The 15333-nt window shown below is 30.8% G+C and carries 16 protein-coding genes; 15 read left to right on the top strand and 1 reads right to left on the bottom strand.

The window, feature by feature from the left end; all coding sequences use genetic code 11:
* Nucleotides 1-54 precede the first annotated feature (54 nt).
* From SLW70_RS00555 to SLW70_RS00515, 9 genes are all read left to right on the top strand, one after another.
* Nucleotides 55-1368, top strand: a complete 1314-nt coding sequence (locus SLW70_RS00555; protein ID WP_320889921.1) for a hypothetical protein — start codon at nucleotides 55-57, stop codon at nucleotides 1366-1368.
* A gap of 118 nt (nucleotides 1369-1486) precedes the next feature.
* Nucleotides 1487-2404 (top strand): glycosyltransferase, encoded by a 918-nt coding sequence (locus SLW70_RS00550; RefSeq protein WP_320889920.1) that lies wholly within the window; start codon nucleotides 1487-1489, stop codon nucleotides 2402-2404.
* Nucleotides 2405-2412: 8 nt separating this feature from the next.
* A complete protein-coding gene (locus tag SLW70_RS00545; protein WP_320889919.1) occupies nucleotides 2413-3399 on the top strand; it encodes a glycosyltransferase family 1 protein in 987 nt (328 codons plus the stop codon).
* 10 nt (nucleotides 3400-3409) lie between these two features.
* Nucleotides 3410-4495, top strand: coding sequence for a glycosyltransferase family 4 protein (locus tag SLW70_RS00540; protein WP_320889918.1), 1086 nt, complete (start codon nucleotides 3410-3412; stop codon nucleotides 4493-4495).
* A gap of 97 nt (nucleotides 4496-4592) precedes the next feature.
* Nucleotides 4593-5732, top strand: coding sequence for a glycosyltransferase (locus SLW70_RS00535; RefSeq protein ID WP_320889917.1), 1140 nt, complete (start codon nucleotides 4593-4595; stop codon nucleotides 5730-5732).
* Entirely contained in the window at nucleotides 5732-6292 is a 561-nt protein-coding gene (locus SLW70_RS00530) for a DapH/DapD/GlmU-related protein (RefSeq protein ID WP_320889916.1), read from the top strand. Before SLW70_RS00535 ends, SLW70_RS00530 begins: the two co-directional genes overlap by 1 nt.
* On the top strand, nucleotides 6240-7196 hold the full coding sequence (locus tag SLW70_RS00525; protein WP_320889915.1) for a glycosyltransferase family 2 protein: 957 nt from the start codon (nucleotides 6240-6242) through the stop codon (nucleotides 7194-7196). The genes SLW70_RS00530 and SLW70_RS00525 overlap by 53 nt, the downstream gene beginning before the upstream one ends.
* Before the next feature lie 15 nt (nucleotides 7197-7211).
* Nucleotides 7212-7955, top strand: a complete 744-nt coding sequence (locus tag SLW70_RS00520) for a glycosyltransferase family 2 protein (protein ID WP_320889914.1) — start codon at nucleotides 7212-7214, stop codon at nucleotides 7953-7955.
* Entirely contained in the window at nucleotides 7955-8866 is a 912-nt protein-coding gene (locus SLW70_RS00515; RefSeq protein WP_320889912.1) for an NAD-dependent epimerase/dehydratase family protein, read from the top strand. Before SLW70_RS00520 ends, SLW70_RS00515 begins: the two co-directional genes overlap by 1 nt.
* 86 nt (nucleotides 8867-8952) lie before the next feature.
* Here the strand turns inward: SLW70_RS00515 and SLW70_RS00510 are convergent, their stop codons facing one another.
* Nucleotides 8953-9153, bottom strand: coding sequence for a hypothetical protein (locus SLW70_RS00510; RefSeq protein WP_320889911.1), 201 nt, complete (start codon nucleotides 9151-9153; stop codon nucleotides 8953-8955).
* 1059 nt (nucleotides 9154-10212) lie between these two features.
* Between SLW70_RS00510 and SLW70_RS00505 the strand changes: the two genes are divergently transcribed.
* The 6 genes from SLW70_RS00505 (at nucleotide 10213) to SLW70_RS00480 (ending at nucleotide 15261) form a co-directional block, all read left to right on the top strand.
* Nucleotides 10213-11451 carry an oligosaccharide flippase family protein gene (locus SLW70_RS00505; RefSeq protein WP_320889910.1) on the top strand — a complete coding sequence of 413 codons (1239 nt, stop codon included), beginning with the start codon at nucleotides 10213-10215 and terminating at the stop codon, nucleotides 11449-11451.
* Entirely contained in the window at nucleotides 11438-12778 is a 1341-nt protein-coding gene (locus SLW70_RS00500; protein WP_320889909.1) for a hypothetical protein, read from the top strand. Before SLW70_RS00505 ends, SLW70_RS00500 begins: the two co-directional genes overlap by 14 nt.
* Complete coding sequence (locus tag SLW70_RS00495) at nucleotides 12771-13913, top strand: glycosyltransferase family 4 protein (protein WP_320889908.1); 1143 nt, start codon at nucleotides 12771-12773, stop codon at nucleotides 13911-13913. The genes SLW70_RS00500 and SLW70_RS00495 overlap by 8 nt, the downstream gene beginning before the upstream one ends.
* Nucleotides 13914-14127: 214 nt before the next feature.
* On the top strand, nucleotides 14128-14418 hold the full coding sequence (locus SLW70_RS00490) for a GIY-YIG nuclease family protein (RefSeq protein ID WP_320889906.1): 291 nt from the start codon (nucleotides 14128-14130) through the stop codon (nucleotides 14416-14418).
* 204 nt (nucleotides 14419-14622) lie between these two features.
* Nucleotides 14623-14757, top strand: a complete 135-nt coding sequence (locus SLW70_RS00485; protein WP_320889905.1) for a hypothetical protein — start codon at nucleotides 14623-14625, stop codon at nucleotides 14755-14757.
* Between the two features lie 213 nt (nucleotides 14758-14970).
* A complete protein-coding gene (locus SLW70_RS00480; protein WP_320889904.1) occupies nucleotides 14971-15261 on the top strand; it encodes a GIY-YIG nuclease family protein in 291 nt (96 codons plus the stop codon).
* Nucleotides 15262-15333 lie beyond the last annotated feature (72 nt).

Genomic DNA, 15333 nt, shown 5'->3' with positions numbered 1-15333 from the left:
TTTTAATCCAATCATAATTCAGTCATAATTTTAGTAGTAATAAATAAAAAAAAATTGAAAAACAATAAGTACCAAATTTCCATTTTACTGACAATGATAAGCTTATTATTGTTGTTGTCTAATAATTTATTTTTGTATAAAATATTTGCAGTTGGTTTGTCATTCATTGTTATTCGTACTTTTATTTCTAAAATAACTCAAGAGTTTGCTGTTTTTGAAGTTATTTTTTTTGTTACTGTTCTGCAATTATTCATTTTACCTATGATGGATAAAAACCTCTCGAATTTACAAGAATATTTGTTAATAATGGGAGGGGGGATTCTTTCATTTTATTATGCATGTAATTTGGGGAGAAAAAGGATAATATTTAAGAAAAATAGCATCGTATTATTTATAGGTAATAGGAAAAATTTTCTATTATTAAAAGGAATAATGTTGTTAGGTATTTGTTTTAAAATTCTAACAACTTATAAGTCTTTTAGTTTTGATTTGATTTTAAATCTAATAACTAGTGTAGGTTATGTTTTCTCTATTGTTTTGTTATATAAAGAAAAAAAGAAATACTTAATATATCCTATTATCTATTTTTTACTTTTTTTAAATGTTGCGATTAGAACAACTGTTTTTGCTGAATTCATTTTGTCAGGAATGTTGTTATTTGTTTTTATTCCAACCCTCTTTAATTTAAATAAAAAGCAAGTTTTGTTAGTGTTAATTTTTGGTTTTTTTGTTATTAGTTTTTTAAATACGGTAAAAACAGCTTACAGGTCTTTAGTATGGGTTGGTGATTCAAGAGGTTTTAGTTTGGAGCTTTTTATTGATTCGGTATTCGAAAATGAAAGAGAAAATGATGGGTATTCTTTTAGTGAAAGAGCTAGTGCAGGTTCTACCATTGCACAAATATATGATTATGTTCCTGACCACTATCCACATACTTTTGGGACGCAGTTTCTTTCTGACTTTACAAATTCAATAGTTCCTAGAGTACTTTTTCCAAGTAAAAAAGATATTGATACTCATACTAATTATACCCGTTATACTGGAAATTTACTTCCAGAAGATGTTTCTGTAGGGATTAATCCTTTTGGGATTGCCTATGCTGAATTTGGTGTTTTTGGTTCTTGGGTGTTTATGTTCTTGTTTGGTCGTGCATTATGCTTGCTAAATAATTATTTATATAAAATGATTAGTGAGCAAGGGAATACTCTTGTTTTAATTTTATATCCTTTATTTTATATTTCTTTTATAAAAATGGAAGAGGAATTTGTAGGGCAATTAAATGGTTGGATTAAAGGGATGTTATTTTTGTTATCCTTTGTCTATATGTATAAAATATATAAATTTAAATTAAATATAAAAAATGCTTAGAATTTTGTCTATTGGTAATTTTTCTGATTATGGAAATTCTAATACAGCTTTACATCGTCAAAATGTATTGTGTGAAATTGGAGAGGTTGAAAGTATAGATACTGTAATTCGTTTTAGTTTGATAAACCGAGTAATAAATTTAATTTTTAAATTTGGCATTAAAATTCCGTATAGGCATACCAGTGTATTCAATAATAAAGTTATACAAACTGTAATTAAAGGGACGTTTGATCTAGTTTGGATTGATAAAGGGATGGGGATTAAAGCCAAAACTTTAAAACGAATAAAAGAATTCAATCCGAATATTAAAATCGTAGGTTATTCACCTGACGAAATGACTCAAAAACATAATCAGTCCTATGATTTTATACATTCATTACCTTATTATGATGCATATGTTACTACAAAATCATATGCAGTTAATGATTTAAAAAAACTAGGTGCAAATAAAGTTTTGTTTGTCAATAATGCTTTTCAGGATGATTTTCATTATCCTAGAGAAATTACTGTTAAAGAACAGGATGTTTTAGGAGGAGATATTGGTTTTATAGGATCTTGGGAGGAGGATAGAGCTCGAATAATTCTTTATTTAGCCAAAAATGGTTTAAAGGTGAGGGTTTGGGGAACGGGATCTTGGATCCAGTACAAAGATAAATTTCCTAACCTTACTATAGAAGGTAAAGGGTTGTATAGTGAGGATTATTGTAAAGCATTAAAAGCGTTCAAAATTAATTTATGTTTTTTGAGAAAAATGAATCTGGATTTGCAAACTACTCGAACTATGGAGATACCTGCATGTGGAGGATTTATGTTAGCAGAAAGAACTAATGAACATTTAGCTTTATTTGAAGAAGATAAAGAAGCTTCATTTTTTTCTAGTCCTGCAGAATTACTCGAAAAATGTAAGTTTTATTTAGAGAATGAAGAAACTCGCAAAATGATTGCTGAGAATGGATATCAACGTTGTAAGAGTTCGGGATATTCAAATATTGAGACAATAAAATCAGTTATTCAATTAGTAATGTGTGAAAAATAATTTAAAAGGTGAAAGTTACTTATTTTTATAGACCAAAGAATGAAAGTGCTAATAGTATAGAGGCTGTTTTTGATATTATAAAAAAAAGTATGCCTTCGGATGTATGGCACACTGACTTTATATGTACACAAAAATTTAAAAGATTCCAGTCTTATTTTAAAGCGAGACATTTCCAAGGAGATATCAATCATATTACTGGTGACATTCATATTATTGCTCTCTTTTTAAAGTCAAAAAAAACAGTAGTAACAATTCACGATTTAGGACCTATTGATAGAGGATTCGGTGGAAGTGTCATTAAAAGAAAACTCTTTAAATTTTTTTGGCTTACTTTACCTTTTAAAAAGGTTGAACAAATTACAACCATATCTGATTTTACTAAAAGAAAAATTATAGAAACGTGTAAAATTAATCCAGATAAGATAGTAGTGATTCCTAATCCTGCTCCCTTAGATTTTTATTACTGTCCATATACTTTTAATGTTACTAATCCAATTATATTGCAAATAGGGTCTGACGATACAAAAAATTTGAATAGATTGATAGAGGCCATTAAAGGGACTTCATTCCAATTATTATTATTAAGAAGTCCAGATGATTCTATTAAAAAGAAATTAGATGCTTATAATATTAGTTATGAATGGAGATTTAATTTGACACGTGAAGAAGTTTTTGAATGTTATAAGAAATGTGATGTTTTATTTTTTGCCTCTGAGTACGAGGGGTTTGGAGTGCCTATTTTGGAAGCAAATGCAGTAGGGAGACCAGTTGTTACAAGTAATATAGCTTCAATGCCTTACGTTGCAGGGGATGCTGCAATATTAGTTGATCCGTATAATGTTGAAGAAATTAAAAAAGCTCTCAAAGAAATAAAAGACAATGCTCATCTTAGAGAACAATTAATAGAAAGAGGAATTCAAAATGTAAAACGTTTTTCTCCAGAAGAAATTGCTAAAAAGTATTATTCTGTCTACAAAACTATTTTGAATCAGTAATTAATAAAATATGGATTATATTTTTTGGCAAAACATATTGAGTATTCATCAGTCTGCATTCATTAGAAACTTGTCTATAAATAATAAGGTAGTTCTAGTGGTTGAGGAAAGTCTTAATGTAGAAAGACAAAAACATGGTTGGTTAGTTCCAGATTTTGGTAATACTAAGGTTATTGTTAGTCCACAAGAAGTACAAATAAAAGAATTATTAGCAATAAAAGGAGCAATTCACGTTTTTACTGGGATTGATTCTTTTCCCTTGCCTGCCAGTGTTTTTAAAATTGCTATTGGTTTAAGCTTAAATATTGGTGTTATGTTAGAACCCTTTAATACTTTAGGAATTAAAGGGAAGTTAAGATTTATTAAATACAAATTATTAGCCATTAAATATCGAAGTAAAATTGATTTTATATTAGCAATTAGTGATAATGCAATTGACTGTTATAAGAAAGTTGGATTTAATTCAGATATTATTTTTGATTGGATTTACTTCACTGAAAATAATACTTCTTTTGAGAAAATAAAAAATATTAGGACAAAACCAAAATTGTTATTTGTAGGTAGTATTGATATTCGCAAAAATATATTACCAATAGTTCAAGATGTTTTACTTTTAGCGGATAAAATTGATAGTTTTGAAATTATAGGAATTGGTCCATTAGAAAATGATCTAATGAATTTAATAAAAAATAATAAAATAATTAAATATATTGGGGGAGTTCCAAACCAAGATGTAAATAAGTATATTTTTGATGCGGATTTACTTATTTTACCTAGTATTTTTGATGGATGGGGTGCAGTAGTGAATGAAGCTGTACATGTTGGGACTCCTGTTTTGGTAAGTGAAAATGCAGGTGCTAGTTGTTTAATTAAGCCTCAAATAGGGAGAGTGTTTAGTAACCAAAAGAATAATTTTAAAGAGGTTTTAAATGATTATTTAATTGAGTTGCCAATTGATAAAACCAAAAGGATGGGGATTAAAAGTTGGGCAGATGTGAGTTTATCAGCTAAGAAAGGAAGTGATTATTTCTCTAGAATAATGGGACATATTTATGAGAATCAAAAGAGACCCATTGCACCATGGAAATTAACTTAATTGAAAAACAGTCTTTTGATTATAAAAAAAATTGTTTTTAGAGTTCTTTGTAAAATATATATAATAGAAGTGAATTTTTACTTGTCGTATTTTTAATATGAAAATAACACATTGCATATCTTCAATAGATAAATCAACGGGTGGACCTGCCGAGTATATACGTTTATTATTAAATAGACTAAGTAAAAATCAAAATGTTGAATTAACACTAGAGACATTGCAATCTGAGTTACCATATGATTTTAATTCAAAAGTAAAAGTTAAATTCCATTTTTTTAATAAAATAGGATACTCAAGGAGTTTAAAAAAAAGTTTAAAGAACTCACTTACTCACCTTTTTCATGGGAATGGATTATGGGGGCTTTCTGTACATCAGATGGCGAAAGTGGCTAGAATGAAAAAAATGCCCTATGTCTTGTCTGTACATGGTTGCCTCGATCCTATTTCATTAAACAATAAGTCTTATTGGAAAAAGTATTTAGCTTTAAAAATTTATCAACATAAAGATTTGAAATTAGCTACATGTCTACATGCTACAGCAAAAAAGGAAATGAATAATTTTCGAGCTTTAGGATATACTAATCCTATTGCAATTATTCCAAATGGAATTGATTTAAATGAATATCCATTAAAGAATAACAGTGTAATAAAAGGTAAACGAAAAGTTCTTTTTTTGTCGAGAATTCATGAGCAAAAAGGTATAGAATATCTAATTAAAGTGTGGGCTCAAATAGATTCAAATATTAGACAGAATTGGGAACTAGAGATAGCAGGTAATGGAGAATTAGTCTATATTGAACAACTAAACCAAATTATAAAAATACAGAGTCTACAAAAAGAGATTAAGATTGTGGGACCTAAATTTGGAAAGGATAAAATTGCAACTTATCATAGTGCTAGTTTGTTTGTATTGCCATCTTACAGTGAAAATTTTGGAATAGTTGTGGCTGAAGCTTTAGCTTCAGGTCTTCCGGTTATTACAACTATGGGGACACCCTGGGAAGAATTAGAAACGTATAGTGCAGGGAAATGGATCGAGCTAGTTGATGAAAATCTACTAGATTCTATGACTTTGTTAATGAAAATGGAAGAAAAAGAATTGCAGGAAATTGGAAAAAGAGGAAGAATGCTTATTGAGAAAAACTATTCTATTGATTCAGTGGGCGATAAGTTTTTGAAATTATATCAGTGGCTTTTACACAAAGGAGAAAAACCAGATTTTGTATATTTAAAATAATGGAAAATAATTTAATAGATTTATCGAAGTATCAAAATGCTATTAGTAGAAAAAACCAACTAGCACGTTTATTATGGTCTATAACTTGGATGTTACTGGCAAGACCATTACCTAGAAGCTTTTGCAATTCTTGGAAATTATTTCTATTGCGGTTATTTGGGGCTAAGGTTCATAGAACGGCTGTAGTATATTCAAGTGTTAAAATCTATATGCCTTGGAATTTAGAAATGGATGCTTATTCATGTTTGGCTCCGGAAGTTGATTGTTATAATGTTGATAAAATTAGAATAGGAGCTCATTCAACTGTTTCTCAAAAAACTTATTTGTGTTCCGCCTCTCATGATGTTCAATTATCTCATAACCCCTTAATACATGCTCCTATTGTTATTGAAGACCAAGTTTGGATTGGAGCAGCAGCTTTTGTTGGGATGGGAGTTACCGTTGGTCAAGGAGCTGTTGTTGGGGCTAATGCCTGTGTCTATAAGAATGTTGAAAACTGGTCAATAGTTGGGGGTAACCCCGCAAAATTTATTAAAAAAAGAATACTTAATAATGAATAATACTCCATCACTAACGGCGATTATTTTGACCTATAATGAAGAAATTCATTTACAACGCTGTATCAATTCAATAAAAGATGTATGTGAAAGAATTATTATTGTAGATTCTTTTTCAACAGATGGAACAGAACAAATAGCTAAGGAAAATCAGGTTGATTATTTTTCCAATAAATGGATTAATTATGCAACACAATTTAATTGGGGATTAGGTAATTGTAATATTACTACTGATTGGGTATTGAGACTAGATGCTGATGAATATTTATTAGAAGGCACAAAACAGGAATTAATAGACAACTTAGAATTATTAAAACCTGAAACCACAGGTGTCGAATTACCATTAAAGAGGGTTTTTATGGGTAGGCATATGAAGTATGGTTTAGGGCAAATATTTATGCTAAGGATTTTTAGAACTGGTAAAGCAAGATCGGAGAATAGATGGATGGACGAACATATTGAATTATTTGAAGGGAATTCAGTAAAGTTTGAAAATGGTTTTGCAGATGATAATTTAAATTCAATTGCATGGTGGACAACAAAACATAATGGTTATTCTATACGTGAAGCTATTGATTTGTTGGATATTGAATATAATTTGATTGGAGCTAGTCAGGAAGTTAAATTATCGAATCAAGCTTCTGTGAAAAGACGTGTAAAATTAAAATATGTTAAATCACCTCTTTTTCTTAGATCATTCACCTACTTTGTTTATAGATACGTTTTTAGATTAGGATTTTTGGATGGTAAAGAAGGTTTTTTATGGCACTTTCTACAGGGTTGGTGGTATAGAACTTTAGTTGATGCTAAAATTTATGAAATAAAAAAACATTGTGGCTCTGATGTCGACAAAATGAAACAATTTATTAAAGATGTTTATCAGATTGATTTAATAAATAATTCCTAATTGTATTAGAAAAAAATGAAAATCACCATCATAACGGTTTGCTACAACAGTGCGGCAACCATCGAAAAAACCATTCAATCAGTAGCCAATCAAACCTACAAGGATATTGAATATATTATTGTTGATGGAAAATCCAAAGACAATACCCTTGCAATAATTCAAGCTAATGAATCCATTATTACCAAATGGGTTTCAGAACCTGATAAAGGTCTGTACGATGCCATGAATAAAGGAATCGCTATGGCGAGTGGTGATATTATTGGTATTTTAAATTCTGATGATACTTTTCATTCGAATACCGTGTTGGAAGAAATAGCTGCTGTTCATCAAAATAATGTGATTGATGCTTCTGTGGGGAACATCATTCAGCACAATACTAAAGGCAAAATCATTAGGTTGTATTCGTCAAAAAGTTGGAAACCCGAAAAGTTGAAAATTGGCTTTATGCCTCCTCATCCTTCCATCTTTTTTAAGAAATCGTTGTTTCAAAAGTATGGTGATTACACACTAGATTTTAAAATTGGAGCCGATTACGAGTTGATAACGAGGTTCTTTTTGAAAAACAATATCAGTTGGAAATATTCGGGTATTACCACTACAGCTATGCTAGTAGGTGGGTTGAGTAGCTCAGGGACATCTTCTTATAAATTGATTACCAAAGAGATTCAAAAAGCTTTAGGGATGAATGGACAAACGTTTTCGCCATTCAAAATACAAACCCGTTTTATCTGGAAGAGCTTAGGCTTTTTAAAAATATAATGAAAAACATCTACATCACAGGTATCACAGGTTTTGTAGGGCAAAATCTGAACCATTTTTTAAAAAAAGACTATCAATTAAAAGGGATTTCAAGAGTAACAAGTCCTGAAAGTTTATCCTATACTGAATTTTTTCAAGGTAATAATTCCTATGATGCGATAGTGCATCTAGCTGGAAAAGCCCATGATTTAAAAAAGACAGCTGATGATGCGGCGTATTATGAGGTCAATTATGAATTGACCAAAAAATTATACGATCATTTTGTACAATCAACGGCTCAAAAATTCATTTACATCAGTTCTGTAAAAGCTGCGGCAGATGAAGTTGAAGGTATTTTGGACGAAAATGTAGTGCCTAAGCCTGTAACAGTTTACGGAAAATCGAAGTTAAAGGCCGAAGAATACATCATGCAAAATCTGCCTGAAGATAAGGAAGTGTATATCTTACGTCCTTGTATGATTCACGGCCCAGGGAATAAAGGAAATTTGAATTTATTATATAGTATTGTCGCCAAAGGGATTCCTTATCCTTTAGGTGCATACAAAAATGAACGCTCTTTTTTGAGTGTTGATAATCTTTGTTTTGTGATCGAACAGTTATTGCAAAAAAAAGTTCCTTCAGGGATTTACAATATAGCAGATGATTTTTCGTTAGCAACAACCGATATAGTAAGTCTGGCAGGAGAGTCGTTGGAGAGAAAAGCCACTATTTTGGCTGTTCCACAATTAGTTATTAAGGCTATTGCTAAACTGGGTGATATAGCACCATTACCGATTAATTCAGAGCGTTTGCAAAAACTCACTGAAAATTATGTAGTTAGCAATGCTAAAATTAAAAAAGCATTAGGGATTGAGTTGCCTTTGTCTTCACGAGAAGGGTTGATAAAAACGTTTCAGTCGTTTAGGAAGTAGTTCTCTGTTCTCGGTTCTCGGTTCTCGATACAATTTTGAAAAATGCTGTCGCTTTTTTCAAAATCACTCGAACTGACGGGTTCACGTTAAGATGATACGTTCGTCACTTCGAGTGTTTTGATTTGCAAGATTTTGAATAATGGCAGGATGTTCAATAAATCAAAATGTATCGAGAAGCGGTTCTCGATACGATTTTGAAAACCGCTAGCGCTACTTTCAAAATCACTCGAACTGACGCGTTCTCGATAATACGATATATTCGTCACTTCGAGTGTTTTGATTTGCAAGATTTTGAATAATAGCAGAATATTCAATAAATCAAAATGTATCGAGAAGTGGTTCTCGATATAATTTTGAAAAATGCTGTCGCTTTTTTCAAAATCACTCGAACTGACGGTGCTAAATAACACGACATGTTCGTCACTTCGAGTGTTTTGATTTGCAAGATTTTGAATAATGGCAGGATGTTCAATAAATCAAAATGTATCGAGAAGTGGTTCTCGATACGATTTTGAAAACCGCTAGCGCTACTTTCAAAATCACTCGAACTGACGGTGGTTTAATGATAGTTTGTTCGTCACTTCGAGTGTTTTGATTTGCAAGATTTTGAATAATATCAGCATGCCCAATAAATCAAAATGTATCGAGAAGTGGTTCTCGATACGATTTTGAAAACCGCTAGCGCTACTTTCAAAATCACTCGAACTGACGCGTTCTTGATACGATTATGCGTTCGTCACTTCGAGTGTTTTGATTTGCAAGATTTTGAATAATATCAGCATGCCCAATAAATCAAAATGTATCGAGAAGTGGTTCTCGATACGATTTTGAAAACCGCTAGCGCTACTTTCAAAATCACTCGAACTGACGGTGCTAAATGACACGACATGTTCGTCACTTCGAGTGTTTTGATTTGCAAGATTTTGAATAATGGCAGGATGTTCAATAAATCAAAATGTATCGAGAAGTGGTTCTCGATACGATTTTGAAAACCGCTAGCGCTTTTTTCAAAATCACTCGAACTGACGGTGCTAAATAACACGACATGTTCGTCACTTCGAGTATTTTGATTTGCAAGATTTTGAATAAGAGTAGGATTTTGAATAAATCAAAATGTATCGAGAAGTGGTTCTCGATACAAATTTTCAGAAAAAGCTATTCGCATTTTCTGAAAATTCACTCGAACTGACGGTGCTAAATAACACGACATGTTCGTCACTTCGAGTGTTTTGATTTGCAAGATTTTGAATAAGTGTAGGATTTTGAATAAATCAAAATGTATCGAGAAGTGCTACTTTTAAAATCACTCGAACTGGTGTAATTTGATTCATTTATTATAATAACCATTGAATAAAAAAAAAATATACCATTTCTCTCAAAATCTAATTTCCTTATTTACAGTAAAAGGATTGGAATTAGCATTGACTTTAGGGTTGATTCCTTATCTAATATTCAAGGTAGGGGTAGAGAATTATGGAAAATATGCTTTTGCGATGGCAATGGTATTGTTTTTCGTTAATTTCCTGAATTATGGTTTTGATTTATCGGCTGTTCGGGAACTGGCAAAAAACAAAAATAATTTAGAAAAGGTTGAACAATTGTTTAACGAAGTTTTCTCTGTAAAACTCTTTTTGATAGGGATTGCTTATTGTATTATTTTTATTCTAGTACTATTTATTCCTCGATTTGAGGAAGCTCGAAATTTGTTCCTTTTGGCTTCTTTGTTGTTAATTGGGGATTTGTTTTCACTACGTTGGTTCTTTTTGGGTTTGGAGAAAATGAAGTTTATTACTCTTATTAGTTTTCTTTCGACTTTGATTTATGTTGGGTTAGTTATAGTGTTTATCAAGCATAAAGAAGATTTTATATGGATTCCAGTAGCTGAGGCTATTGGGTTATTTGTAGTTTCAGGACTATCGTTTGTAGGGGTTCTAAAACAATTTAAAATCAAAGTTCAATTACTTTCATTTAGGGAAATTGGAGTTTATCTAAAGTCTCATTTTAATTCCTATATCAATTTATTGTTACCCTCTACAACAGGTGTTATCATGGTTTTTTTAGTAGGTTTATTTGGATTGCCTAATACTGTTGCACTCATGCAAATTGGGGTAAAATTTACCAGTGCTTTTTCGACAGTAAATACTATTTTAACTACGGTGTTTTATCCCATGGTGAATAGGGAACAAAGAAATATTAAAGCGTCCAGAATGGTTTTGTTAGGGATTGGATTTTGTTTGAGTTTGGTGATGTTTTTTGGGAGTCCTTTTTTGATTGCGCATTGGCTTAAATTGAAATCTGTAACCGATTTTGAGAATACAATTTATATCATCAAATATTTGAGTCCGATTCCTTTTTTGATGGGCGCAATTTCAGGTTATGGTGTTAATGGCTTACTAGTCTATTTTGAAGATCAATTATATAGTTGGATTACCATTGTAGCAACCTTATTTATGATTGTTTTAGGATGTGTTTTGATTCCAGTTTTAACTATAATTGGAGGGGCTATTGCCTTTGTGTCGGGTAGGCTATTATATGCTTTGTTGTCGTATTATTTTTTTAAATTAAAAGTAAGTGAAGTTCATTAAGGAAAATTATTTTTTGATGATAATGATGCTGTTTACATTTGTTTATACTTATGTAGATGTAGGAATACGATATAATTTCTTCCTACTGAGTCTTTTTTTAGGGATTGGGTTACTTTCTTTATATGGACTTTTCTTATCCGTTGATACCCATCCTATTTCATTAAACAAGACTTTTTGCCTTTTTAATTATTTTTTCTTTTCAATTGCTCCTACAACTCAGTTCAAACATAATTTGGTCTTTTTTGATAGCGTTAAGTCAATCAATGATACTCTTTATATCAAAGGAGCTACTCTATTATTAGGGATTTTGATTCTTTATTTGATTCTTTATCGTTTCCTGTATGTTTATTTTGACAAAATAAAATCTGAAGTTCAAAACAATGGTAAAGCAGTTTCTAAATTTGAGAATGGAATTTTACTCATTGGAATATCAGCAGTTTCAGTAGTTTTTTATTTGTATTTAATTAAATTCAATTGGGATTTATTAATTACGAGACCTTTTATATTTAGATTAAAGTATAATACTAATTTAGGATTAGTGGGTTATGCTATTTTATCAGTGGTACAGCTTCTCCCATTTGTTTGTTTTATGTATTATAAATTGAGAAATCCTATTAATGATAAGAAAACGTATATTTTATTGTTTATGATTTTGGTAATTTGTTTTCCTACATCACTTTCAAGAGGTATATTAGCGACACTCTATATTCCACTGTTTTTGGTGTTCATTCCTATTTTAAACGAGAAAAGGTATTATATTAAAATGTATTTATTTGGATTATTAGTCTTGTTTCCACTCTTTAATAATTTTAGAGATGTGTATAAAGGAAGCTATGATTTTAATTTTCATTTATTTAACACTGGACATTTTGATGCATTTCAAAATTTTGTGTTTTTATTAGACGAAAAGGTTGTAACTAATGGTAGGCAATTGTTAGGGAGCATTTTCTTTTTTATTCAAGAATCACAATGGAATAATCGTCCCATGGGAACAGGAACTTTAATCGCACAAAAACTTGGCTATAATTATACAAATGTATCGATGCCCTTTTTTGGAGAAGGCTATGCTAATTATGGGTATTTTGGCATTCTTTTATTTTTAATAATAATAACTTTTTTTAATGCTTTTTTAGATAATCGTTATGCTAAGGGGAGAATATCGTCCTTACTAAAGTTGATTTTTTATATTTTTTTGGGATTTGAGTTTTATCTTTTGAGAGGGGATTTATATAGTAGTATAAAGATACTCTCTAGTTTTGGTTTAGCACTTCTTATTATAGAATTGTTGAATTATTATAATAAAAAGGGGGCAAAAGTCTATGAATGAGAAAAAAAAAATATTGATGGTTGCCAATGTTGATTGGTTTTATATCATGCATAGACTTAGTATTGGTAAAAAAGCAAAACAAGAACATTATGAAGTTGTTGTAATTGCTAAAGATACCGGTAGGGCAAATGAAATTAAAGATTCAGGACTTGATTTTGTTAATATTGATATTTCTCGTTTTAGAATTAATTTTTTTCTTGAATTGAAATTGATTTTAAAGATTTTCCGTTTATACCAAACACAAAAACCATCCTTAATATATCATGTAACGATGAAACCAGTGATTTATGGTTCTTTGATAACAAGGCTTTTAAATATTAAAACGGTTAATGCAATTTGTGGATTAGGATATAATTTTTCAAAAAAAGGAGGTGGATTAGTGCAGTATATAATGGTAAAATTGATGAAAATTGGTTTTAATACTAAAAATAGTCATCTACTTTTTGAAAATAAGGAAGATTACAAAGAGCTCTGTAGGCTAGGTGTGATAAGTTCAAAAAACAAAATTAGTTTCACCAAAGGTATTGGTGCAGATTTGGAGAAATTTAAACCCCAAGAAATAGTTAATAAAGATAAGTTGGTAGTTGTTTTGCCAACAAGAATGCTATGGGACAAAGGAATTCGCGAATTTGTAGAAGCGGCTAGACTTTTAGAAGCAAAGTATTTTGGAAAAGTATGCTTTAAGTTAATAGGTATGGTTGATAATGGAAATAAAGACTGTGTTTCTGAAACCTACCTAAAGAGTATTGAAAAAGGTGATTATCTTAAATGGGAGGGATTTCATTCGGATATGGTCGAAGTTTATAAAAATGCTGATATTGTTGTATTGCCATCCTATTATAAGGAAGGTGTGCCTACTGTTTTGATAGAAGCCTGTGCCATGGGTAAACCTATTGTTACCACGGATGCCAATGGATGTAGGGAATGTGTTGAAGAGGGATTAAATGGTTATAAAGTACCTGTTAAGTCTGTCCAAGAACTAGCTGATGCCATCGAAAAACTGATTAATTCCCCAGAAGACAGAAAAAGAATGGGAAACTACTCGAGAATAAAAGCAGAAAAAGAATTTGACCAAAAGGATTTTCTCAAACTTCATATGAGTATTTTCGACTCTATGTTGAATGAGATAAGGTAGGTGTAAAGGAGTGGTTCTCGATACAAATTTTCAGAAAAAGCTATTCGCATTTTCTGAAAATTCACTCGAACTGACGGTGGTTTAATGATAGTTTGTTCGTCACTTCGAGTGTTTAGATTTGAAAGATTTTGAATAATAGTAGGGTGCTCAATAAATCAAAATGTATCGAGAAGTCTTATTGTTACTGTAATAGATATATTGAAAACAGATTATAATGAAACAGTCCTATGTTTACATATTAAAGTGTTCTGATGAGAGTTATTATGTAGGTGTGACTAGTGATCTAACAAATCGATTGTTTAAACATAATACAGGCTTTTATCCTACTTGTTATACTTTTAATAAGAGACCACTTGAATTGGTTTTCTATGCTGAATTTACCGATATAACTTTAGCAATTGAAAAAGAAAAGCAAATAAAAAAGTGGTCAAGAGCTAAGAAAGAAGCGTTAATCAATGGAGATTATGACTCCTTAGTAAATTTGGCTAAGAAAAACTTTGAATGACGATTATAGTTCTCGGTTCTCGATACAATTTTTAATAGTAAAGCTGTCGCATACTATTAAAAATCACTCGAACTGACGCGTTCTCGTTCTCGATACGATTTTGAAAACCGCTAGCGCTACTTTCAAAATCACTCGAACTGACGGGTTCTCGATAAGACTATACGTTCGTCACTTCGAGTGTTTTGATTTGAAAGATTTTGAATTATGGCAGAATGCTCAATAAATCAAAACGTATCGAGAAGCGCTATCGCTATTTCAAAATTACTCAAACTGACGGCTTTCACGATAATACGTCATGTTCGTCACTTCGAGTGTTTTGATTTGAAAGGTTTTGAATAAGTGTAGGATTTTGAATAAATCAAAATGTATCGAGAAGCGCTAGCGCTACTTTCAAAATCACTCGAACTGACGGCGTTCTTGATAATACGACATGTTCGTCACTTCGAGTGTTTAGATTTGAAAGATTTTGAATAATAGCAGGGTGCTCAATAAATCAAAACGTATCGAGAAGTCTTATTGTTACTGTTATAGATATATTGAAAACGGATTATAATGAAACAGTCCTATGTTTACATATTAAAGTGTTCTGATGATAGTTACTATACAGGTGTAACTAGTAATTTAACGGATCGATTGTTTAAACATAATTCAGGCTTTTATCCTACTTGTTATACTTTTAATAAAAGACCACTTGAATTGGTTTTCTATGCTGAATTTACAGATATAACTTTAGCAATTGAAAAAGAAAAGCAAATAAAAAAGTGGTCAAGAGCTAAGAAAGAAGCGTTAATCAATGGAGATTATGACTCCTTAGTAAATTTGGCTAAGAAAAAGTTTGAATGATGATTATAGTTCTCGGTTCTCGATACAATTTTTAATAGTAAAGCTGTCGCATACTATTAAAAATCACTCGAA

This window comes from Flavobacterium sp. NG2 (assembly GCF_034119845.1).
Taxonomy (GTDB): Bacteria; Bacteroidota; Bacteroidia; order Flavobacteriales; family Flavobacteriaceae; genus Flavobacterium.
The sequence above is the reverse complement of the archived record's forward strand: the minus strand, read 5'-3'. Positions and strand labels throughout refer to the sequence as shown.